The sequence below is a fragment of the Microcoleus sp. T3_B1 genome, assembly GCF_036700445.1.
Classification (GTDB): Bacteria; Cyanobacteriota; Cyanobacteriia; order Cyanobacteriales; family Microcoleaceae; genus Microcoleus.
On the sequence record NZ_JAUBOX010000027.1, the window covers coordinates 28,653 to 50,170 of the forward strand.

At 44.2% G+C, this 21,518-nt stretch carries 24 protein-coding genes and 1 pseudogene; 8 read left to right on the top strand and 17 right to left on the bottom strand.

Annotated features, from left to right (window positions below; all coding sequences use genetic code 11):
• Positions 1–23 precede the first annotated feature (23 nt).
• Positions 24–473, top strand: coding sequence for a toprim domain-containing protein (locus QT990_RS16430; protein ID WP_333465484.1), 450 nt, complete (start codon positions 24–26; stop codon positions 471–473).
• Between the two features lie 181 nt (positions 474–654).
• Positions 655–1,590: pseudogene (locus QT990_RS16435) on the top strand (ISAzo13 family transposase).
• Here QT990_RS16435 and QT990_RS16440 read toward each other — a convergent pair.
• Complete coding sequence (locus tag QT990_RS16440; RefSeq protein ID WP_333465485.1) at positions 1,587–1,754, bottom strand: hypothetical protein; 168 nt, start codon at positions 1,752–1,754, stop codon at positions 1,587–1,589. The pseudogene QT990_RS16435 and the gene QT990_RS16440 overlap by 4 nt on opposite strands.
• Before the next feature lie 47 nt (positions 1,755–1,801).
• Here QT990_RS16440 and QT990_RS16445 point away from each other — a divergent pair, with 47 nt between their 5' ends.
• Both QT990_RS16445 and QT990_RS16450 read left to right on the top strand, forming a co-directional pair.
• On the top strand, positions 1,802–2,098 hold the full coding sequence (locus QT990_RS16445) for a transposase (protein ID WP_333465486.1): 297 nt from the start codon (positions 1,802–1,804) through the stop codon (positions 2,096–2,098).
• Between the two features lie 2 nt (positions 2,099–2,100).
• On the top strand, positions 2,101–2,640 hold the full coding sequence (locus QT990_RS16450) for a transposase (RefSeq protein WP_333465487.1): 540 nt from the start codon (positions 2,101–2,103) through the stop codon (positions 2,638–2,640).
• Between the two features lie 7 nt (positions 2,641–2,647).
• Here the strand turns inward: QT990_RS16450 and QT990_RS16455 are convergent, their stop codons facing one another.
• From QT990_RS16455 to QT990_RS16490, 8 genes are all read right to left on the bottom strand, one after another.
• On the bottom strand, positions 2,648–2,983 hold the full coding sequence (locus QT990_RS16455; protein WP_333465488.1) for a zinc ribbon domain-containing protein: 336 nt from the start codon (positions 2,981–2,983) through the stop codon (positions 2,648–2,650).
• 154 nt (positions 2,984–3,137) lie between these two features.
• Positions 3,138–4,043, bottom strand: coding sequence for a ThiF family adenylyltransferase (locus QT990_RS16460; protein WP_333465489.1), 906 nt, complete (start codon positions 4,041–4,043; stop codon positions 3,138–3,140).
• Positions 4,009–4,647: a Mov34/MPN/PAD-1 family protein gene (locus QT990_RS16465; protein WP_333184762.1), complete on the bottom strand. Its 639-nt coding sequence runs from the start codon at positions 4,645–4,647 to the stop codon at positions 4,009–4,011. Before QT990_RS16465 ends, QT990_RS16460 begins: the two co-directional genes overlap by 35 nt.
• 44 nt (positions 4,648–4,691) lie before the next feature.
• The gene (locus QT990_RS16470; protein WP_333465490.1) at positions 4,692–5,399 is read right to left on the bottom strand and encodes a hypothetical protein; all 708 of its coding nucleotides are present in this window, start codon (positions 5,397–5,399) and stop codon (positions 4,692–4,694) included.
• Between the two features lie 66 nt (positions 5,400–5,465).
• A complete protein-coding gene (locus QT990_RS16475; protein WP_194060237.1) occupies positions 5,466–5,822 on the bottom strand; it encodes a DUF3768 domain-containing protein in 357 nt (118 codons plus the stop codon).
• Between the two features lie 133 nt (positions 5,823–5,955).
• Positions 5,956–6,753 carry a hypothetical protein gene (locus tag QT990_RS16480; protein ID WP_333465491.1) on the bottom strand — a complete coding sequence of 266 codons (798 nt, stop codon included), beginning with the start codon at positions 6,751–6,753 and terminating at the stop codon, positions 5,956–5,958.
• The gene (locus QT990_RS16485; protein ID WP_333184772.1) at positions 6,753–6,977 is read right to left on the bottom strand and encodes a hypothetical protein; all 225 of its coding nucleotides are present in this window, start codon (positions 6,975–6,977) and stop codon (positions 6,753–6,755) included. The genes QT990_RS16480 and QT990_RS16485 overlap by 1 nt, the downstream gene beginning before the upstream one ends.
• Before the next feature lie 291 nt (positions 6,978–7,268).
• Positions 7,269–7,739, bottom strand: coding sequence for a hypothetical protein (locus tag QT990_RS16490; protein WP_333465492.1), 471 nt, complete (start codon positions 7,737–7,739; stop codon positions 7,269–7,271).
• A gap of 243 nt (positions 7,740–7,982) precedes the next feature.
• Between QT990_RS16490 and QT990_RS16495 the strand changes: the two genes are divergently transcribed.
• Entirely contained in the window at positions 7,983–8,126 is a 144-nt protein-coding gene (locus QT990_RS16495; RefSeq protein ID WP_333195947.1) for a hypothetical protein, read from the top strand.
• Positions 8,127–8,918: 792 nt separating this feature from the next.
• Here the strand turns inward: QT990_RS16495 and QT990_RS16500 are convergent.
• The 5 genes from QT990_RS16500 to QT990_RS16520 form a co-directional block, all read right to left on the bottom strand.
• Positions 8,919–9,236: a helix-turn-helix domain-containing protein gene (locus QT990_RS16500; protein WP_333465493.1), complete on the bottom strand. Its 318-nt coding sequence runs from the start codon at positions 9,234–9,236 to the stop codon at positions 8,919–8,921.
• Positions 9,205–9,555, bottom strand: coding sequence for a hypothetical protein (locus QT990_RS16505; protein ID WP_333313952.1), 351 nt, complete (start codon positions 9,553–9,555; stop codon positions 9,205–9,207). The genes QT990_RS16500 and QT990_RS16505 overlap by 32 nt, the downstream gene beginning before the upstream one ends.
• A 303-nt stretch (positions 9,556–9,858) precedes the next feature.
• Complete coding sequence (locus QT990_RS16510) at positions 9,859–10,617, bottom strand: 4'-phosphopantetheinyl transferase superfamily protein (RefSeq protein WP_333465494.1); 759 nt, start codon at positions 10,615–10,617, stop codon at positions 9,859–9,861.
• A 20-nt stretch (positions 10,618–10,637) separates the two neighbouring features.
• Entirely contained in the window at positions 10,638–10,907 is a 270-nt protein-coding gene (locus QT990_RS16515; RefSeq protein WP_333273574.1) for a thioesterase II family protein, read from the bottom strand.
• 415 nt (positions 10,908–11,322) lie between these two features.
• Complete coding sequence (locus tag QT990_RS16520; RefSeq protein ID WP_333465495.1) at positions 11,323–11,688, bottom strand: helix-turn-helix transcriptional regulator; 366 nt, start codon at positions 11,686–11,688, stop codon at positions 11,323–11,325.
• Positions 11,689–11,978: 290 nt separating this feature from the next.
• Here QT990_RS16520 and QT990_RS16525 point away from each other — a divergent pair, with 290 nt between their 5' ends.
• On the top strand, positions 11,979–14,960 hold the full coding sequence (locus QT990_RS16525) for a DUF3987 domain-containing protein (protein ID WP_333465496.1): 2,982 nt from the start codon (positions 11,979–11,981) through the stop codon (positions 14,958–14,960).
• Between the two features lie 49 nt (positions 14,961–15,009).
• Here QT990_RS16525 and QT990_RS16530 read toward each other — a convergent pair whose 3' ends face one another.
• On the bottom strand, positions 15,010–15,258 hold the full coding sequence (locus tag QT990_RS16530) for a hypothetical protein (RefSeq protein ID WP_333465497.1): 249 nt from the start codon (positions 15,256–15,258) through the stop codon (positions 15,010–15,012).
• Positions 15,259–15,908: 650 nt separating this feature from the next.
• Here QT990_RS16530 and QT990_RS16535 point away from each other — a divergent pair.
• Positions 15,909–16,163, top strand: a complete 255-nt coding sequence (locus QT990_RS16535) for a hypothetical protein (RefSeq protein ID WP_333195934.1) — start codon at positions 15,909–15,911, stop codon at positions 16,161–16,163.
• Between the two features lie 567 nt (positions 16,164–16,730).
• On the opposite strand, the gene QT990_RS16540 is transcribed toward QT990_RS16535, so the two are convergent.
• A complete protein-coding gene (locus QT990_RS16540) occupies positions 16,731–16,928 on the bottom strand; it encodes a hypothetical protein (RefSeq protein ID WP_333465498.1) in 198 nt (65 codons plus the stop codon).
• Positions 16,929–17,674: 746 nt separating this feature from the next.
• Here QT990_RS16540 and QT990_RS16545 point away from each other — a divergent pair.
• Positions 17,675–18,649, top strand: a complete 975-nt coding sequence (locus tag QT990_RS16545; protein WP_333460376.1) for a tyrosine-type recombinase/integrase — start codon at positions 17,675–17,677, stop codon at positions 18,647–18,649.
• 30 nt (positions 18,650–18,679) lie between these two features.
• Here the strand turns inward: QT990_RS16545 and QT990_RS16550 are convergent, their stop codons facing one another.
• Entirely contained in the window at positions 18,680–21,511 is a 2,832-nt protein-coding gene (locus QT990_RS16550; RefSeq protein ID WP_333460378.1) for a CHAT domain-containing tetratricopeptide repeat protein, read from the bottom strand.
• Positions 21,512–21,518 lie beyond the last annotated feature (7 nt).

Genomic DNA, 21,518 nt, shown 5'->3' on the forward strand with positions numbered 1-21,518 from the left:
TACATATTTACTTTGATAGAGCTTTGGCGGCGGGTCACAAAGAAGTAGTAGTGGTCGAAGGGGTGACGGATGCAGCGGTGGCTCAAGCATTGGGAGATAGCCGAGTTGTGGCTTGTGTAGCTGCCAGCTTGTCGGGAGAACAGGTGCAATCACTACGGCGTTCGGGTATCGAGAGAGCGGTGATTTGCCTAGACCCGGATAGCGCGGGGGATAAGGGTATCGAAAGCTGCATTAAATCTTTGTTGTTGGCAGGGATTACACCTTATGTAGCTCCCCGATTGCCGGTGGGTGAAGATGGTGACGGCGACCCGGATAAATTCATTACCCGAAACGGCATCGATGCTTGGCTGCAACATACTCACTTGACAAAAGCCCAACACGGCTTGAGGTGGAAAGCTCAACAAATAACTCGTTTGGCGGGAAACACCGATGCTGACAAACAAGCAGTGCTCCTAGAAGCGACTAAGGAATGAAAATTTAATAACATCAGCGATGTATAATAAATAAATGAGTGAATATGAATAGGTTTATGTTGCGGTAGAGATATCAAATATTATACCTACTTGGTTCTTTTTATGTCGGCCATGATTTTTTTATTTGAATAATTTCTGACTAACTTAATTTATGTGTTACTCAGACGAAATTACTGATTTAATGCGAAAACATCATCAGTCTTTATCTGAAAAAGACCAAAGAAAATATGCAGCGATAGAAGCCGTAAAACTTGGCTATGGTGGAATTATTTACATAGCCCGAGTTTTGGGAGTAGACAGGAATACAATAGCCAAGGGAATTAAGGAGTTAAAAAGTGAATCAGACACTACTTGTAATCAACAGAGAATTCGCCGACGTGGAGGAGGAAGAAAAACTAGGGACTCTGAGATACCGGAGTTAAATGAGCGTTTTTTAGAAGTCTTAAAAAACCATACAGCCGGAGATCCAATGTCGGAAAAAATTAAATGGACAAATCTTACCCAGCAACAAATAGTTGAAGGTCTGAAGGCTCAGGAAACAATAGTCAGTACAACAGTTGTTCAAAAACTGTTAAAAAAACATGGATATGTAAAACGCCAAGCTCAAAAAAAACAAACAACCGGAGTAACAAAGAATCGTAATGAATAATTTGAAAATCTTGCCCGAATTCCCGCAGAGTATGAGTTACAGGGAAATTCGATTGTTAGTATGGACACGAAAAAGAAGGAATTTATTGGAAATCTATATCGAGCAGGAAGTCTATATACTACGGAAGCTATTACGACATTTGACCATGCTTTTTGGAGTTTGGCTGAAGGAAAAGTAGTACCTCATGGAATTTATGATCTGCAACATAACCGAGGATATTTAAACCTGGGAATCAGTAAAGACACGAGTGAATTTGCTTGTGAATCGATTAAATTATGGTGGGTTAATTACGGAAAATTTATCTACCCTCCAGCCTATTCAATTTTGATAAAATGCGATGGCGGTGGTAGTAATAATTCCAACCATCATATCTTTAAATCGGATTTACAAAAATTAGTTGACGAGTTAGGAATAGAAATTAGAATCGCACACTATCCCCCCTATAGAACCCATTTGAGATCTTTTTAGCGATCGCGAGCCGCAGTCGATCGGTTCACAGCAGGCGATCGGCTTGACAGCAAGCGATCGGCTTGACAGCAGTCGATCAGCTTGACAACAGGCGATCGGCTTGACAGCAAGCGATCAGCTTGACAGCAGTCGATCAGCTTGACAACAGTCGATCGGCTTGACAACAGTCGATCGGGTAGAATCAGTAAGGTTAAGTAGGTCAGGGCTGAAAATGGGTTATTCGAGTGATGTGAGCGACAAAGAGTGGGAAATCATCGAGCCATTACTGCCGCAGAAGAAGAAAACTAGGCCACCAGTGTGGACAAAACGGCAAATTCTCAACGGCATATTTTATCAACTCAAAAATGGTTGTAATTGGTCTGACCTACCCAGAGATCTACCGCCATACTCGACAGTATTTTGGCATTACCAGAATTGGTGTGAGGAAGGTGCACTCGATCTAATCTTGGTACAGCTACATAGCAAGGTGCGTGAACAAGTCAAAAAAAACCGCAGTGGACGACATTAATTATGGTTGATTCACAAGCGGTAAAAAACACTTGTAATGCTAGTATTGAGTCGAAAGGGTTTTGTTTTTACAAGACAACAAACGGTATCAAAAGACACCTAGCCGTCGATATCCTGGGCTTTCCGTTCTTTACTCATTGCACCAAAGCTAGCTTATCAGATGATTGTGGTTTGATTGAAATGTTTTCCCAAAACATCGATTATTTCAAATTGAAACCTGTCGAGTTACCGAAGACAACCATCTTATTAGATAACGGCTATCATCCTGAAAAACTCACGCAAGCTTTGGAGGAGATTTACCCTGACATTATGACTAAGATTCAATTTGAACTCTCAGCCAAACCATCAAAAGCAGAGAAGGCAGCTAAAGGGCAATCTGGATTTGTGCCTGTGGCGGCTAGATGGGTAATTGAACGTTCAAATGCTTGGGTAGATCGATGTAAAAGCTTAATCAAGAATTTTGACCGTACACTCGCTCGTTCCAATGCCAAGCTCAAGCTGTGTTTCATTCGGCTAATGCTCAAACGGCTAGCATCCTCTTAAAAAGATCTCAAATGGGTTCTATAAGTTTGGCTGAATTTTCATCTCGATCCAAAGACTCCCCGCACTGACAGGAATGCCAGCGCTCCGATAATCCTTTCGGCACTTTGTTGAGGCAGTTCCAACAGTGCTGAGAAGTGCCTTTCGGGTCATCAACAAACAAAATGCTTTTACCCAATTTCCAAGCGACATATTTTAGGACGATCGCGAATTGCCCATGAGCCGCATCAAGCATGGATTTATTCAAGCCACTTTTAGCTGACTGACCGTTCGGCAAATAAACCAAATTACCATTTTCAACATCAGTCTTGGGTTTGGCACGTCTAGTTAAATTTTTGCCACTCAAGTCTTCAACAACTAAAACATCACATTTGCTAAATAACTCATGTGCAGTTTTAAATTGAAAATCTAATCTAGCTCTAGCTACGAAATGTCGCTCAGTCGAGCGGCATAGTTCACGGCGAAGCCTTCCTTTCCCCTCCCCAAATAATCAGCTTTTTCTACCCTTCCCCTTCCTCTTCCCTTCCTTTTTCCACCCTTCCCCTTCCCCCTCCCTCTCTTGCAAACCTTTTAAGAGATGAAAAACTGATAAATTCCGAGCGCATAGAACCAGATTTAAGGTTAAGGAAAGTGGCAAACCTCCGCAAGTCATTCGTCAAAGTGAGACGGAATAAATAGTCAGCAATAATGGAGGCCATCGCCTGATTAATTGTGAGACTCTGAGCGTTAATAGTGGATAACTCAGCACAAGATAAATGGGGTTCTGCCAGTTCTTCAGGCTGGGATTCTCTCAAATTGGGGCACTGCCAAATAGGAGAGGGTAACGCTCCCATAATGCCTGTTTTCTCAAATTGATCTAGGTGAGTAATTAACCCCTCACCACAATTATGACTACCTAGTAGAATTTGACCGCTATCAAAGTTATTGCCAGCATCAAGATACCAGATTCTTGGAATATCAGAGTGGCGGTTACTTTCTAGTGTTTTGCCGAGGGAACGACGAGCCGCACTATTGTCAACGCAGCCAGTGATAATTACCAAATCATTCCAGTATGATTTTACCAATTTGGGGTCAAAATAGTCAGGAATTGCACTAATTTCTAGCCCCCAGGTAAGATTGTAACGCAAAGCAAGAGTAGCGGCTTTATTCAATCCGAGTTCAGATTGACAAAATCTCTGCCTTCCCAAGTTTTTCTCTTCAACAATGTCAGGGTCAACAAAGGCAACATTGACATTTTTACCACGTTGTTTGAAAACGTAAGCTAATCGTGCTAAACTTTCAGCTACATAAGAGCCAGTGCCCCCACAGCCAACGAGCCACAAGTGTAGGTGAGAGTAATCTTTGAGGAGGAGAGGGGTAGAATTGGCGTACTCAAAGTCGAGGTTTAAGGGAGTTTTGGTAAGCATCGGTGATAAAATATGGCTCTTCAAATACAGAACTAGCTTTAATTAAGCTATAGTGTCCGAAAATTCCGATTCTGACTAAAATCTCAGGATTTAAAGTATTAACTTTACCCAAGACTGCATAGAGTCTAAACCCGCGCTCGTCAGCATCATCTGTGCTACTAAAGAAAGCAGGCATTTCTCCGTGAGAGTGGCATTCAATTAAGGCAGTTGAGCAGGATAAATTATCAAGAGGTTGGCAGCTTGTTCGTGTAGTTGTTTGGAGTGGAATTGTCAGTTGCCATTGATTGCGGCTGTCAAGGGATAGGTGAAATAAAATCTCTGTGAGATTCCCACTATTATCTTTGCTAAATGCAGATTTTGTACACATAGAAAGGAGTAATTCTAATGGTACTGAACGAGTGTCAAGGTGCAAGTACGGTTCTATAGATGGCAACCCTTTGATAGTATTGGGCGCTGAATTTGCAACAGGAATCATTGCCTCTAGTCCGGGGCGAACTGAACGCACAAACACGCCGTTAGAAGCTGTAACGTATTCGCAGAATACTCCAGTAGCAATGGGAGGCAAGGGAATAGAGGCATGAATGTGGTTAAAAAGTTTTAGCATTAACTTAAACTTGGCGGTTGAAAGAAAAATGTTGAGTGCAATGCCTAGATAGGGTTAGCAATCAATAAAAGGTGTTCTATTAAAGAGTTAATTGACTGGTTGCACCTGCTTTCAACTAAATCTTTAACAGGATAGAAACGCCTTTTTTTCAAGGCTAAATTTTTCAGATGTTCTCTGACATCTTGGGGAAACTTTCGGCTTTTTTGGCTGGATAAGTCAGCATTGAAAGGAGTAGTGATGAAAGTTTGCCAAGCAATATCAATGGTTTGAGTTGAAGCAACCGGGGGAGTATTTTGTCCCCAGCAAATTAAACCGTTTGGGTGGATATTTGGTAAGGGAGTATGGTAAGCTTTCGCCTCTGGGTTGAAGGTGGCGACATCAGTTGCCCATACCCAATATTGAGTGTTCTGTCCTACCAATACCAAAGCGGTTAGCGGAATAGTAATCGGTTCAATATCATCAAAGTGGAGGTTATATTGAGCAGGATGTATGAATTTTACTACCCAATTTCCTTGAGAATTAGTTCCCCACCTTATGACTCCTGGAGGCATCCAACCTGTATCAATTGGCTCGTGAGAAAATGCAGTTCTCAAACTGACAGAGGAGAGTAGTTTGTAGTGTTCCTTTGTCCCTTCTCGATAATGGAACAGGTATTGTTCTTTGATGAACAGTAATTCAGCATCAATTTCTGTTAGCTGTCGGGGAGCTATTTGCAGAATTTCACGGAAGGCTTCTCCTGACAAAGGTTGCATAATAGCTTAAAATTGATAGAGGTTATAGAGCTAACCCGATAGGTAAGGTTAGCTCATGCTTGAAAATTAGTATTCATTCGATTTCATTAGGGTAGCAACTCTCCAAGTTTTATCCGAGTTTTCTGGGCATTCTGAACTCACTTCTTGGTTGTCCAGCCAAGCTTTTCTGTCAAAATAATCAATTTTGAAAAAGTAGTTTTTGCTATCCAGTTGAATGGCAAAAAAATCTCGTTCTCCGTAGGGGTCGTTGCCCGATTCAAAACTGTTAAAATCTCTTACTAATTGCAGTAATTTTTGTTGGTATTCAGGAGGAAGAGCTTTTACAGTTTGAGTGATCCGAATTTCACCAATTTTGGTATTTCCTTGACGCAACTGGTCATTGAGACGTGCAATTCTTTCGGTTGTTGTTAGAGTTTCAGTCATGGTTAAGACCTCAATTTCCAACAGCTACAACCGCACTAGCGGTTGCTGCTTCACAATGAATACGCTTAAGCGGGGAGCTCAGCATTTTTAGACTTGAGAGTTTCAATCGTAATTATTTGGATTCATAGGTAATTCAAATTGACAAAGTGCTCTTGTTCCAGAGTTCAAGAATTTGCTGAAAACGTCGAGGGCGGTCAGTAGCAAGCCAGTCGATAACCTGTTGAGCTTGGGTTATTACTTCTTTAGCACTTTGCCATTGCGCTGATAAAGATATCAAGTTTTCGACTGTCCATTCTCTAAATTGATACTCGTCTTGAGCGCAGCCGTCTAGCCAAATATTACCTGTTGAATAATTGAGGAAACTTAGTACAATTGGCACTAATTTTATGGGAAAGTCAGCCAGAGAGCAAAGCTCTTGGAATTGCAGATAATTGATACGATCGGGTGGTAAAACGTGAGAAAATAAAACGTTAAATTCCTCTTCATACCAATCTTGTGCGTCATTTTCAGTTAGCCAATCTAGTCCTTTAGAAGTTAGAGGCAGCAAGATTTGCCACTCAGGGGCTAATGACTCAATATCATAATCTTCATAGCTCAACCAATCTAACCCCCAAGGCTCTATCAGGAGTTCGTCGAGGCGTTCTTCTTGGGCTATTTCTAATTGCCAGGGGCTGATAGGGATAAGTTCTGTTTCGTCAAGCCGACTGAAAAATTCTAATTCGCGGGGGCTATGAATGTCAGGACTATCAGAGTAAATAGAACTGGTACTGGTGGTAAATTCAGTTGGAAAAAAGTGTTGGTAAAGGTTTAGTATTTGAATACTATTAAGCGTTTGCTGGAGAAATTCAATCGCTTCAATTGGCTTGGTTACTGGGTAGGAGTGTCGCAAACCAGCGATGGCTTGCGACACAGACAAAATGGTTGCAGGCATTAAAAATTCAGGGGAATTTGGGGATGTGCAATAGCTGGCGCAAGTTGCAGTTGTTTGAGAGTTGCTTTAAATCGCTGTAGTTCTTGTTCACCTCTCGCTATTGCTTGAGAGATTTCTTGAGTGCGACTTGCTAAGGTTAGCGGAGTAACATAACCGTTGATAGATTCACATTGGAGAGCCCAAGTGAGTTGGACAGCTTGATTCGGTTCTTCTGGTGCTGCCATAAGTGAGGAGAGTGGGGAATGGGGGGGAGGATTTGATGAGTTTTTATCTGGCATTGAAATACGGAATTTTTATGCAGTACGGATAGTTTTTTTTGCGACTCTTCTACACCTTTTGTCTTGGCTTGTTTGATGATTTTAATGGGTTGACCTGCTTTTCTTTCAATCGTAGCTTCGCTTAATTCCGGGAAGTAAGGAAGCAGGACTTCGAGTAACTTTTCATCATTTGAAGTAATTTCGTTGGGCAGTTCAATTTGTCTGCCTTCGTATTCTATTAGACTCATTTTTACCTCTTTAAAACAAGGAAATTTGGACTCCGATTTCACCCTTATTGACGGGTGAATCAGTAGGGTGTTGAGGGATTGGTTTAGCTTTCTTGCGGGGTGGACGTAAAGAAGAGCGAATTTGAGCACTCACTTTTCGGTTAGGTAAATTGGAGGCTAACCGCTGGAGCAATTCTTGTAAAGCACTTGGCCAAGCTCCAATTGAGTTCTCTCTAACTTGTGTTAATAGTGGTAAGTCGTCGTGGCTCGTTGCTGTAATTTCTACGATTCGCCCTTCGGGATGCCCGTCGTCTGGTCGCATAATAATGTGGATTTTGACTGTACAAAAATTGAATTCATAAGGTTCTGATTCTCCTTCATCAAGTAAGTCAGGACTCTGTGAAATGTTCTCAGTTTTGTTGATGGTTTCACCCACTTTTTGAGTAGCTGAAAGTGGAATATCCTCTCCAGTTAGTTCGGAATTTGGTTCTATTTGGGTCATGGCTGGATTCGCAGTACAAGCAAGTGCAGCTTATTCTCACAAATTGCCGCGCTCGCGGCCTTGCTTTTAACGATCTATTTTTTGTAAAGTTTTAACGGTAAGCGTGTTTCCCAAGAAATTCCTTAATTAATTCCCATTAATTATCTGTCCGACAAGATGCGGTCGCACTTGTCTCTATTGATTCTTTGATTGTAATTGCTCAACCCCTTTGACAAGAAGACGAGATAGACATTAGATAAAGGAATGGAAAAACTCCCCGACTTAAAGCAACTATTGAACGAGGCAAAAGAAGCCTTGATAGTAGAGCTATGGCAAGAAATCCAAAAACTCAGCGCAACATTAGCCACCTACGAACCTTGCGCCAGAGCCATCTCTCAAAAAAACTAGCAAAAATTCCGAAGTATTGATAGAGAAGGAATATCTATTGCGCTCGCAAGCTATATTACTATTAGCCACATCTACGATTGCACAGCTATCAATCAGAGCATATTTACTTATGCAATTGTAACTATCCGTACAAATGCGATCGCTTTAGAGCGTAAATCAACACTATGATAAAAAGTTGTAGTTAGTAGATGATCGGTAAAATATATAAAAAATTCTCCCAGCTATCAGTAGGTTCTGTCGCTGGGAGAAATCGCTGGAAAGTCGGTTTGTTCAACTAACGCAGGTATCTCGATTAATTCAAATTCAAACCTTCGCTGCATTCGCCGTTATTCTTTAGGCACAGTAGGCTTTGGTTGCATGTCAAAAATAATCACAAATGTGCGCGTTTTCACTAATCGCTGCAAAACCCGTAGATGATCATCTGCATCGTTTCTCTTACGAAATCGTGCCACAATAACACGCTGACAATTAGGAAGCAGGCTAATGATACACCACGGGTGCAATTTTTCAGAGTAGGTCATTTTAGTACCTCAGCAGTAAAAGTAACAGATTGTGCTCTTGTTTGATTGCTTGCCAAGACAGTAATTGAATAATCTTGTCAAAGACAGGTCACGGTGACATTGATATTTGACGAGGTTTGTGCTATAACCAGCTCAAATTATCTTTTGATGCTGAAAAAGCTTGATGTATGTATAGCAGCCACCAAAACTGTTGGAACAAGTCAGCAGTATATGATTGCGACAACGTATACAGTCGTTGCCCTGAACAGTCTTTCCGTTATACCCGCCACTATTAATCCAGGCTATTCTCTTCGCAAGGCGGACACAGGAAAGCCACCAATGTCTCTGGAATTTCCTCAAAGTGTTCCAGCAGAAAATCCATTAAAGCCAAATGACGCAAATCGACAGCAGTAGGGAATCGGCGATTTTCCCCCTTTCTAAACCAACCCCGCACTGTAGAATCAGAACGAGAACAAATAAAAGCAATTTCCTCATAACTCACTCCCCACTTTGCATAAAACTGCCTCGGTGTCATTTGCAATTGGCATTGACTGTAAACTGCAATCAAATTGCGTTCTCTATCTGTCAAAGTCTGCTGCTTTTTTATCATCCTCAAACTTCTCCAAATCTTCCTCCCAGGCAGTATCAAACTGACACCACTTTGCACTCTTGGAATCAGGAGTAAGGCAAATGATGTAGCACCACATCCAACAACGCTGACGCTGTTCATAGTTGTAAAATTTGCCTATAACCATTCCTCTGTCACCTTCTTCGCCAACATCAGTCCAGCGCACCATCTCGCCACACTCAAAGCGCGGGGGATGAATTTTGGCAAAATTTGCAGGCAACTCAGTTGAAGGTGGTATATCCTTCAACTGTTTTAGTGGCAGGCCCGAAATCAAATCTCGCTTTCCTTTTGAGATTGACATGAGTTCTTAACTGTGCATCGACTGCAACTGATTTGTTTTGATAGGTTTTCAGATCAATTTCTTGATAAAGAAATTGCAGCGCGACATCTCCTTGAATCAATCAATTGGAATCTATATTTGACCGACTATTTTCAAATTCAAACTCTGACTAGGCTATGAATTTTTTGAGACTCCGCCTAATCGCGTTGACTCCTTTTTTGCCCGCTGCAATTAATTTCTAGACTGCTGTTTGTCCGAGAGAAGGTACTAAAACTTTGCTTAAATCGGCTGCGTTTGATCAACCAGAATCCCTTCTAGGATTTATTAGCAGGAGTATTGCCACTGCCAGCAGAGAAGTTGGCAGCGATCGCCCTCAACGGCAAGAGTTGCTACCATATCTAAACCGGGGACTAACTCAATCAAAGACCATCGGGAAACTTCTTTTGGATTTTCCAGAAAGTTTAACAGTGCTGCTGGTTCTCCCGGCGCAATCGCAACATCAAATCCATCCAAAGGAATTGAAAGACCTTTACCTACCGCTTTGATGTAGGCTTCTTTGCGAGTCCAGCAGGTAAAAAAAGCTCTCAGTTGTTGATGTTCGGGGAGCGAGCGCAATACGGCGTTTTCAAAAGGCGAAAAAAAACTTTCGGCTATCTGCTGGTAGGGAAAATCTTTACGAATGCGTTCAATATCAATGCCAACTTCTCGATTTTGCTCCACAGCAATGAGAGCAATTCCGTGAGAGTGAGACAAATTGAAGCAAAGTTTATATTCGGATACTGCGGTAACTAAAGATGGTTTTCCGTAGGGGTTATAGCTAAAGCGCAGTTCGTTAGGATTTTTATTTAGATAGCAGCCCAAAATTTTTCTGAGAATACCGCGAGCTGCGATAAAATGCGCTCTGTCTTTCTGAAAGTAAAAACGCTCTGCTCTTTTAAGTTCGTCAGTAGAGAGACTCTCCTGCAAGCTTTGTAGGCAAGATGCTCTCATCTCCAGATCAACGCGCCAAACATGAACCTCATCGCTATTAAGTATTAGGTCTTTTGGGGGTATTTTCCACTCAATTATATTAGTATTCATCATTAGTCGTAAGCCGTGAAAAATTATTGATTTTGCTGCAATTTTTGACAAGTAGCTTGAAGCAAAAGCAACTGATATCTCTTTAAAAAAAAGTGATGGTATGGAAACATTTGCAGCGAACAAAAAGCGATTGTATGTTTGTTCCAACCTTCAATAATATCGGGACTCGTTTCGGGGTATTGCAAACCACCAATTACAGTAATCGGACATTCTAATGGCGCTTCGTTAGTATAAACATAGACTTCATCAATTGCTAAATCTGCCCGCACAATAGGAATCAGTAGTTGCATCATTTCGTAATTTTATAGAACTTCTTTAGGGATACCGTTGAGACGATGCAATTCATGCAACAATTCCGGTTCTGACAGAGCGTGCATTGGCTATGGATCGGGAATGTGAGGTGCAAGGCTAGCGGATGCGACTGCTAAAAATTGGTAACTCGCTAAATAGGACTCAGATTTTCGCAAACAATTAGGCCTACCACCAGAGACCTCAATAACAAATAAGTATCAATTAGGAACAAATCTAGTGAAGAAATGGTAGTTGTAGTTGATAAATAACTACTTTTTGTTGCTATATTTGGGTAAATTAAGTAGTTAAATTAATTCCATATCACACTAAATATTAATTTTCATTAAATATGAATTTTGCAGGTATAAAATTATTAAAAATTTGGCGCTACATCTATTATCTTAGAGTGCTACCATTTTAGCGATGGAACTCCATCAACGCACTTGTTGCATAAATTGATGGATGGTCAACTGATTTCCAGCAACGCGCGATCGCCATCAACAATTCAGGAATATCCTCAGCAGAAATCTCCTTAATTGCATTCTCCACACCCGCTCCTTCCACCAGCTCCCCAGCTACCAGCGAACAAAAATGTTTGCGTGCTCCCGGAGCAATTTTCTGCATCGCCTCCAACAGGTTGTCGAGCATCTCGTCAGTTACACCCTTCTTGCCGTGCCTAAACTGCGACACAAGACTCTCGCTGACCCCAGCAACTCGAGCTAGGGCTTTGCCACTGATGTCATAACGTTTCAAAGTATTGTGGAAGGCTTCATAAATTAGCATTAAGATTTGTCACCTTAATTCACTGTGGGTGAATCTAGATTTACCATTGGTAAATAATTGGGGTCAAATTGGAGGTTTTTGATGGAGACTGACCTGCATCCACAGCCGCATCAAGCTTTTTGGCTGGGGAAGCAAAATTGGATGCTATTTAACTTTAGCAAAATTAGGAGATTTGCCAACACAAATTGCCAAATTTTTAGCAAAAACTTCTCGGTAACCCGGAGCCGGCACTTGGAAGATGTCAAAACAGGCATCGCCCAATTCCTCTCATATCGCTTGGAGGTGCACCGATGAGCGACATTAATCAGGCTCCCCAGACGATCGCCCAGACAATCGACTGGCTCCACAATTGCTTGGGCCGACCTGCGCTGCCGGAATGTCCCAAGGAATGCGAAAGGGACTGCGACGTTCCCGGAGGCAAAGCGCCTGCTTGGATAAACCAGAAAGGAAAAGCAGTCAAAGTCAGTTGGAAACCCTATCAAAACCAATTGCCAACTCAGGCAAACTTAGGGAAGTGGTTCGCCCGCACCACTGGCATCGGCACTCTCGGCGGCGGACCTAATGCACAGGGCCACTACATCGCCTTTGTCGATCTAGATCGCAAAGAAAAAGTCTTCTCCTCGCCACAAGCTTTTGAGGCGCGCCTTGAACAGTGGTTCAACGAGTACCCCCTTCTGAATGTCGCCCCTCGATTTCGCACCCCTTCGGGCGGATACCGAGTCATCCTCGCCTTCACAGAAGAACCAGATTGGACAGCCTTCAGCCTAGATCGAGACAGGTCCCGAATGGGCGAACTGCTTGCCCGAAACGGCGGTCACACCCTGCTGCCCCCTACTGTCGGCGCGAACGGCATCCCTTACCGCTGGGAATATTTTGTTGCATATCCGCCTACAGTTGCCAAACCGGAAGATGTTGGTATTTACCCAACACGGCAACAGCACCCGTCTATTCCTGCCAACACCTCGCCCCGTTCTGCAGGAAGTTACGTCCCCGGCGCAATTCGCCTAGAAGACCTCATCTCCCCCCGCACCCTTGAAATTCTGACAGGTGGTGCCAAAACAGGCGATCGCTCCGACGCCCTGACCGCTCTCGCCTCCGAATGTTACGGCTGGGAAGAGTTCTGCCACCGCTACAGTATCTCCTACTCCGGCACCACTGAAATCTTAGCCGAGTACGCCTGGGGGCAAATGGAAGACAGCAGCCGAGATCCCTACAAATGGCAGCGCATCCTCAAAACCATTAGCCCCTCCGCTTGCCAAACCGCCGCCGAATATCACAGCGGAGACTCTGAAAATTGCTGGAAAAAGATTTACCGGCTGGATCGAGAAACCTTCCAGGCTTCATGCCCCCCTCACATTAAAGACAGGATTTTAGGAGAATGGGGTATCGACAAGCGCCCCAGGGCATCACCGACCGCGAGCCAGCAGCAGCTCAATTCTCAAAAGTTACAAGCAGATGCGCCAGAGAGCATCCCGCCAAACAACGGTGAGGTTACAGATAATTTTTACCCGCCGGATTCTGACAGCAAACAGAAAGAAAACCTGCTCCTCAAATATATCGATCGGCTCCTGGAACGGGGCAACATTCCCCTGTCAGAACGAAGATCCGAGTGCGCCCAAATCGCTCAAGCTTTGGAACTCGACCCCAAATACGTCGAACAAATCGTTTTAACCCGACTGCAAGAATGGCAGTTCGCAGAAGTCGAAAGCGAAAAAACCCTTATTGAAGATTTAGTTAGCAAGCGCAAGCAGAGTCTCGACTTGCACCAAATTTTACCGCCTGAAATTGCCTGCATCCTGGCACAAATCGCTGCTGCAATGCCCACCAGCGCCGAACACCTGATGACAGTAGGTTGGTCAACCTTCGGCTGCGCGATCGGCACGGCCGCTGAAATTGTTGCTTGGCCTGGATTCAGACAAAAGTCCTGCGTGCTGTGGACAATCAGCACCGCCCGGTCGGGGAAGCTTAAAAGTCAAACTCAAGAAGTTATGGTCAACCCCATCCGGCTCTTGCAGCAGGATGCCAACAGCGAATACTGCATTGCCCTCAAAAGCTACAAAGAAGCACAAAAAGCCACCCAGCAAAATCGAGACTCTGACAGCCCGCCAGAAGAACTCCCGCCCCCACCCGTTCCTCGCGAGTATTGGGTCGAACACATCACCGTAGAAGCCCTGATCCGCACCATCAACGAAAATCCGCGCGGCTTCCTCGTCCACCGCGACGAAATCGACGGCTTCTTCAAAGCCCTCAACAAATATCGGGCTGGCAAGGGGGACGACGAAGCCTTTTACCTCACCCTCAACAACGGCGGCGGTCCCAAAGTCATCCTCATTGACCGCGATCGTCGAGTCGAGGTGGAGAGGTCGTGCGTCCCCATCACCGGCACCATCCAGCGCAAGACGCTTGACGAAGAGATGACGCCCCGCAAAATTTCCAGCGGCTGGATGGCCCGGTGGGTAATCTGCTTGGCCCAGATGCCCAAACGGCGGCGGACGCGACTGCCCTACCCCGACATTGACGCCTTTCTCAAAGACATCTACCACAAACTTTCCGTCCTCAAAATGCACTATCGTCCCGTTCAAAATGAGGAGACAGGCGAAGTGCTCAAAGATGAAACGAACCGCACTGTTTACCAGGGTTTTCCGATCACTTACCACCTCAGCGACTCCGCAGCAGACTACTACGAACAGCACTTTTTCAACCCGATGGTCGAGCGCGAAGAAGCTGAACTGAATGAAGGTTTCCAGCTAGCCATGTCCAAGTGGAGCGGGTACTGCCTGCGGATTGCCCTCATCCTGCATTGCTTGCACGAAATCTGCAAGTTGAAAAACCTGGACGGCACCCTCAAAACTTACTTGCAGTTGAAAGAAGAGTGGAAGCTCTCAGGCAGGGAACATTCCGAGAAGCCTTTTGAGATTGAAATCCCTACCTTGATTGGGGCCGACATCATTCAAAAGGCGATCGCCACCAGCTACTTCTACATCAACCAAGCTGAAGTGCTTTACAAAGGGCAGCAGCAAGATGAGGACGATACAGTCCCGGTCATCCAGAAACTGATTCAGAAATCAGAAGAGTTGCGGGATACGGTTGCTGAAGGTTGGATCAGCACCCGCGAAGCATACCGCAACTGTCGCGAACTCGTTGCAGGAGCTAAACTCCGTCAGATGTCGAACACCGACTTTACGGCTGCGGTCTTTAACCAAATGGTTTCGATGAACCTCGGTGAAACGAAAAAGGTCGGCAAGTCTTTCAAGTGGCGGATTCTAAGATAATTGTTGCTCGGCCACGTTTTGGCGGTTATCTCATTTCATAAAAACCCTGCTACAAACACGAGCGTTGGGTTGATTCGCAAGTCAAAGCCAACAAAAAAGTTGCTACTGTTGCAGAATTTTTCGGAAATGGTATTAGTTGCAAGCCCGCAGAGCGATCGCGCGAACCGAGTTGCAAGTGCAGTCCAGGGTATTTGTGGCAACTTGCAAAAAATGCCGTCTTCCGACAGCAGCGATTCTTCCAAAGTTTTCCAGAGTAAGCGATTACGTTATCAATAATGACAGTTGTGACGATTCTCAACCGTCATTGACGATCGCGCTTCCCGCCTGGAGCGCTCTACACGGTGGGGCTGCTCGTACCGGAGTCAGAATCGTCAAAACCAGGTAGGGCATTCCTCAAACCGCATGATAGAAATCTGACCTTAGCGGGTATTTGCACTTCAATCGTCAAAACCAGGTAGCGCATCCCTCTTGCCTTATAGGTCGTGAACTCGATCGCGAGAATCGTCAACCAGACTTACGCAAAACCTCTATGTGTAAGGTGCGAAGTGATAGCGTAACGCATCAAACCACCACATTTTTTGTCGCGGGGTGAGTCGTGGTCAAAAATTTTGTAAAAAATCATTGGTGATTCTTAAAAGCTGAAACCTTTACAGAGAGAACAGTTCACTATAATCGTCTTGCACGTTGGGCGAAATTTGTAACTGTTGGCAGCCTGGGCTAAAGCTGAGCATTGAAACCTTCGTCTGTTGCCTCAAGAAAGAAGCTGTGTTGGGAGAAGAGCGGAAGAAACTAAATAAAGCCCAGTCGGTTGTGGGCGATCGCAATTGTCACCGGATACCTAATTACCGCTAGTTGAAAAATTGCGTTGACGATTTGACGATAGTTTGAAACTCTTACACATCAAGCAGTTCCCTCGTCAATAACAGCTTCGACGATTGAAAATCGTCATTGACGATTCCTCAGCACATCCCAAGAGATTTACGATCGCCCGCAGGTGAGCATACTGGTAACAGCGGCAACCTACAAACTGCTAGTTCGGCAAGCTGGACTCGTCAAGCAATCGTCAGAATCATAGAAAACTCCAAGTACACCAAATTTTGTGTTGACGATTTGACGATTCCCTATAACTGTTACCCCGTAAGCACTTCAGTCGTCAATAACAGCTTTGACGATTCTGAATCGTCATTGACGATTCATTGTTGACCTTACTCGCGGGACTTACAAAAAACGGTATATATAGTGTTTTAGTAAATTAAAGTCTACATAAAATAATATATAGAGTAACTGCGTAAGTCCTGCTCATTCGCTTACATCGAGTTCATGTGATAGTGGCAGTTCGCTTGTCCACCAGAGGTTGTCAAGCAATCGTCAGAATCGTCAAAAACTCGCAGTACATTCCCACAGCCCTTGCAGAGAAAGCGTTTATCGAGAATCGTCAAAAATAATGTCAATAATCGTCAATAAAAGCTAGAAGCTGAAAGCTTTATAAATAGAAGAGTTTAGGAGAATCGTCAAATCGTCAAAGAAAAATTTTTTTTTAGTCGCGCTTTGGTTCACGGCTTGACACTGAATCCCAACCCTTTGTAGAAGCTGTGTTAGGAGAAAAGCGGAAAATGCTGGGGTGCAAGTTGGTTGTGGACGATCGCGGCGGACTATCCGGCATCTAATTACCGCTAATTTAAAAATTGCATTGACGATTTGACGATAGTTTGAAACTCTTACACAGCAAGCAGTTCCCCCGTCAATAGCAGCTTTGACGATTTTCAATCGTCATTGACGATTCCCCAGCAACATCCCAATAAATTCACGATCGCCCGCAGACGCGCGGAGTGGCGGTGACAACAAGGACAATCCGCTTCCCTGCCAGCTTGATAGGGCGATGGGCGTCAAGCAATCGTCAAAATCGTCAAAAATTTGCAGTATATCCCCAAAATCCATGCTGAAAAAGCGTTTGGGGAGAATCGTCAAAAACAATGTCAATAATCGTCAATGAAAGTTAGAAGCTGAAAGCCTTATAACTACGATAGTTTAGAAGAATCGTCAAATCGTCAAAGAAAATTTGTCGTGACCTTGAGTTAGGACACTCGTGAGGCATCAAGTCCTCAAAAGCCAAGGTTATGTCGGATGCTGGTTCAAAACGCTACAGGGAAGTTAGTTGCTCCCGAGTGTGATCGCGAATGCCTGCCGATCCCTTTTTTGCAAAAGCTTAAAATTAGCGTTGACGATTTGACGATTCCCTAAAACTTCTACTCCATAAGCACTTCAATCGTCAATAACAGCTTTGACAATTCAGAATCGTCATTGACGATTGTCAATCAGATAGCAGTGGCGACCGGATCATGTCAGGCGCAAGTCGTCAATGACGATCGCGACAGGTCGATCAACCAATCGTCAGAATCGTCAAAAACAGAGCGGCTATTCCCCAAACTTATAGTTGGAAAGCATTTGGGGAGAATCGTCAAAAACAATGTCAAAAATCGTCAATGAAGCTTAGAGGTTGAAACCTTTACAAACAGGGAAGTTCAGGAGAATCGTCAAATCGTCAATAAATTTTAGTTATAAGTAGTGTTGAGACTCAAAATTGAAACTGAGTATTTTTACAGCCCAGCAAATTTTCTGCACGTATTCAAGTTGTCTTTCAAGGTTGAATCTTGTGCTATTTGCACCTCTCGATCGGGTAATCTGGTCTGGAAAAGCACATTATGAGGCCGGCTATGGACTTAGAACACGCTGCTAATTCCTTTGGAGAAATAGCTTCGACGCGCGACCTAGTGGCAGAGCTGTTAGCTGCCAAGCGCTCTGTCAACACTAGGCGTGCTTATGAGAAAGACTTGTACGATTTCTTTGCGACAATGACGGGACAGGAACCGCACCCGGCATTAGTGCGCGAGTTCCTACGGCTGAACCGCTTCGCCGCTGTCGCGGTGGTTCTCAAGTATAAAGCCAAACTAATCGACAAGGGACTTAAGGAAGCGACGATTAATCGGCGGCTGGCGGCGATCAAAAGTTTGGTGAATTTTGCTCGCAAGGTGGGCGAGTGCGAGTGGAGTTTGGTAGATGTTGAAGGAGAGAAGGTGGTTCCTTACCGGGATACTACAGGGTTTGGCCGAGTTGCTTCTGAGAATGTGGCGGCGATGCAGTCGGTGTTGTCCATTCCTGACCGGAGTACACCCCAGGGAAAGCGCGACTATGCAGTTCTCCGGCTGCTGTGGGACAATGCGCTGCGCCGGGGGGAGCTCGGCGGAGCCAATATAGGCGACTTTGACCCGCTAGCCCGAACTCTGAACATTTACGGCAAAGGTAGGGGAACTCAAGCGCAGCTAATTGACTTGCATAGCGCGACGGCAGATGCGATTTCTGATTGGCTGAGCGTGCGGGGAACTGCAATGCTCCAAGAGCCTTTATTTATCGCTTTGACAAAGCGGGAATACGGGTTGAGGTTGAGCGGGTACGCTATTTACAAGCTTGTTTTCTCAACTTGCTCTGCTGCGGGAATTCCTAAAAGAATCAGCCCGCACAGAATACGCCACGCTGCAATTACGACGCTGTTAGATGCAAGCAACGGCAATACGCGAATGGCGCAGAAGTTGAGCCGCCATACGAGCTCGAACGTCCTTAATTGCTACGATGACAATCGGCAGAGCTTGCAGCGGGAAGCGTCGGGGCTGCTGGCTAGTTTGGTGCGCTAAGTCAATATATGAAATAGTTTTACTTGGTAATTAGGGTTGACCAATAAGAGTAAAGGCAGCCCAAGCTCTGGAATTGTTTGGGTGTTGCTGCATTATTGTTAACATTGCGCTTCGCAACGCTTGGGCTTTATTCAACTTGCGCTTGTAGAAATTTTTATAGAATTCAGTCATCAATTCAGCGGTGGGGGCATCTGGTACAGCCCACAAAGAAACTATTATACTGGGTACTCCAGCAGAAATTAGGGAGCGAGACAACCCAATGACCCCATCTCCTGCTAATCGACCTCTCCCCGTGTCACAGGCACTTAGAACTACCAATTCGGCATTTAATTTTAGCTCTTTAATTTCTCCGGCTGTGAGCAGACCATTATCTTCCTCCTCAGATGCCAGAACGATCGCGCCCGGTATGCCTAGTCTCTCAAAATCATCCAGTAACCCATGAGTTGCTAGGTGAATAATTCCTGAAGAGGGCATCTGTTGCAAAATGGCTACCTTGGTGGCTTTGTCACCAATAATAGGTTGAGTATTCAGGAGAGATGCAATGTCTTTTGCTTCTCTTTCAGCACCTGGTAGAGGTCTTAACGATTTCAGGCAGTCTTGTAAAAGTAAGGATTTGTCATAGCTACCTCCAGAACAGGTTGTGCATACAGATTTTGCCGTCTTTATTGTTTGAGGACTATCGAATTGAGGTGATTGACCGCTCTCCAAAGCAATCTTGGGCATAGTAGGATTGCCGACCACCAGTGCTTTTACCTCTGCTAAATTTGGGTCTTGTTTTTGTTTTTTTTCCCGCAGTGACGCTGAAAGGTTTTGAGTTATAGCTAGCACCTGAATCGAAGGAACTGTAAGAATGGTGTGCTTTTCAATTAAGTACCGACCTGAAGCATCCCAAAGCGCAGGAAAGGGAACGAGAAACAGAGGTCCAGTAGGAATGAAGATGACGTGAGAATTAGTATCTGTTGGTAAGAGGTCAGCAATCGGTTCGATTAGAAATTCGTGGAGTTGCCTTAATTGTTGGTTGTTGATTGATGAAACTTCATCGCTGGTTACTGCGAAAGCATCTCGACTCCTTACACCTATGGATTCACGGGCGAAGTCAACGAATTGTCCCAGGGGTGTATTCTGTTGCTTTAAAAAGGTGATATCGACTGAGCGAAAGGTGACGCAGCCTGTGGGCTGAATTACCCAAATTAAGAGGTCTGTATTTCGATATTTTGGTTGTCCTTGTCCTTGTAAACTATGGTAAATAACCGAGTATTCAACTAGAGTTGCATTTTGTTGTTTTGCGATAGATTTTATGTTTTCTAAAGTGGTATAATCCGAGGGAGGTTGAGTAGAAAAACGGGTCGTCAGTAATTCTACAAGCGCACGGGTACGTCCCTGCTCGGCAACTTCCAAAGCTGCATCGGTTTCGCCTCGGGCAATCAAGGCTTGCTGGAGGTGGCGGTAAGTTTTAGCCTGGACATCAAAAATAGACACTTTATAGGTATCGTAAGTGCCTAATCCTACTCGTATAGAATCCCAAATTTTAATTGCTTCTCGTAGCGTCTTTTCGGCTTGCTCAAAATTTCCCGATCGAAAGAAAGCGCAGCCAAGGTTGTTCAGCGTGCCTGCCTCTAAATGATGATCTTGCAGTTTTCGTGCGATCGTTAAACTTTGCTGATAAGAATCAATGGCTTTTTCACAATCTCCGAGTTCATTATATACATTGCCTAAATTTTCCCAAGCCTGCCTCTCTACAGGGTGCTCTGGAATTTGTCGCGCAATTTTGAGACTTTGCTGAGAGAACTCAATCGCTGTAGCATAATCTCCCTTGAAATAGTAAGCTTCACCTAATTTTGCCAGCGCATGAGCTAACAACTGGCGATTAGGTAGTTCCCGTACAATTGCTAAAAACTGCTGCTGGTACTCAATTGCTTTGTCATAAAGTCCCGCGTTAAGGCAAACTGAGCCTAGCTTTCCTAGTATCTGCCCTTCCAACTCACGCTTGTGTAGTAATTGTGCGAGACCTAAACTCTGCTGATAGAATTCACTTGCCTTGGTTACGTCTCCCAAAGATTGGTAAACCATTCCCAGTTTGCAATGAATCCAGGCTTCTCTTTGATACTGAAAGTTATATGGTTCTGAAGAAGCCTTGAGTTCTTGTGCGATTATCAAGCATTGCTGATAAGATTCAATTGCCTTAGCATAGTCTCCCAAGGAAAAGTAGGCTGATCCCAAATTTTCTAGTACCCACGCTTCATCCTCGCGGTCTTGAAGTTCCTGCATAATAGCAAGACTTTGCTGATAATACTCAATTGCTTTTCCATAATTGTTAAAATCACTGTAGGCTGATCCTAAATTTTCTAGTACCCACGCTTCATTCTGACGGTCTTCGATTTCTCGTGCTATGAATAAACTTTGTTGATAATGCTGAATTGCTTCGCGATAACTTCCCATAGCAGCGTAAGCCAGTCCCAGTTTGTTCAGACTCCTTCCTTCCTCCTGAACGTCTTCGAGTTTCTGGGCAATGAGCCAACTCTGCTGATGGCATTCAATTGCTTTGATATTGTTTCCTAGACTGTAGTAAACATTGCCCAGGCTATCTAAAGCTGTATGTTCTCCTTCTTCGTCTTCAAGTTCCCGCACTAGCCCTAAATACTGTTGATAGAACTCAATCGCTTTGACGTAATTTCTCATGTCGTTATAGATAAGTCCTATATTTTCTAGAGCTTCTGCTTCACCTTGGCGGTGTTTGATTTGCTGGTAAATATTGAGTGCTTCTTGCAAAGACTCTATGGCAGCTCCAGATTTACCAGTTTCATACTCCTCAATACCTTGCTGTATCAGTTGGTCAGCTTTAGCTTTTGGCTGTGCATTCATTTTGCCT

Coding starts and splice junctions, on each gene's coding strand:
- QT990_RS16465 (WP_333184762.1), bottom strand. CDS start 4,647: ATGCTAAAACTTTTTAACCACATTCATGCCTCTATTCCCTTGCCTCCC.
- QT990_RS16480 (WP_333465491.1), bottom strand. CDS start 6,753: ATGCCTGCAACCATTTTGTCTGTGTCGCAAGCCATCGCTGGTTTGCGA.
- QT990_RS16485 (WP_333184772.1), bottom strand. CDS start 6,977: ATGGCAGCACCAGAAGAACCGAATCAAGCTGTCCAACTCACTTGGGCT.
- QT990_RS16470 (WP_333465490.1), bottom strand. CDS start 5,399: ATGCAACCTTTGTCAGGAGAAGCCTTCCGTGAAATTCTGCAAATAGCT.
- QT990_RS16525 (WP_333465496.1), top strand. CDS start 11,979: ATGAGCGACATTAATCAGGCTCCCCAGACGATCGCCCAGACAATCGAC.
- QT990_RS16545 (WP_333460376.1), top strand. CDS start 17,675: ATGGACTTAGAACACGCTGCTAATTCCTTTGGAGAAATAGCTTCGACG.
- QT990_RS16510 (WP_333465494.1), bottom strand. CDS start 10,617: ATGATGAATACTAATATAATTGAGTGGAAAATACCCCCAAAAGACCTA.
- QT990_RS16475 (WP_194060237.1), bottom strand. CDS start 5,822: ATGACTGAAACTCTAACAACAACCGAAAGAATTGCACGTCTCAATGAC.
- QT990_RS16445 (WP_333465486.1), top strand. CDS start 1,802: ATGGGTTATTCGAGTGATGTGAGCGACAAAGAGTGGGAAATCATCGAG.
- QT990_RS16500 (WP_333465493.1), bottom strand. CDS start 9,236: ATGATAAAAAAGCAGCAGACTTTGACAGATAGAGAACGCAATTTGATT.
- QT990_RS16520 (WP_333465495.1), bottom strand. CDS start 11,688: ATGCTAATTTATGAAGCCTTCCACAATACTTTGAAACGTTATGACATC.
- QT990_RS16505 (WP_333313952.1), bottom strand. CDS start 9,555: ATGTCAATCTCAAAAGGAAAGCGAGATTTGATTTCGGGCCTGCCACTA.
- QT990_RS16495 (WP_333195947.1), top strand. CDS start 7,983: ATGGAAAAACTCCCCGACTTAAAGCAACTATTGAACGAGGCAAAAGAA.
- QT990_RS16490 (WP_333465492.1), bottom strand. CDS start 7,739: ATGACCCAAATAGAACCAAATTCCGAACTAACTGGAGAGGATATTCCA.
- QT990_RS16550 (WP_333460378.1), bottom strand. CDS start 21,511: ATGAATGCACAGCCAAAAGCTAAAGCTGACCAACTGATACAGCAAGGT.
- QT990_RS16450 (WP_333465487.1), top strand. CDS start 2,101: ATGGTTGATTCACAAGCGGTAAAAAACACTTGTAATGCTAGTATTGAG.
- QT990_RS16460 (WP_333465489.1), bottom strand. CDS start 4,043: ATGCTTACCAAAACTCCCTTAAACCTCGACTTTGAGTACGCCAATTCT.
- QT990_RS16515 (WP_333273574.1), bottom strand. CDS start 10,907: ATGATGCAACTACTGATTCCTATTGTGCGGGCAGATTTAGCAATTGAT.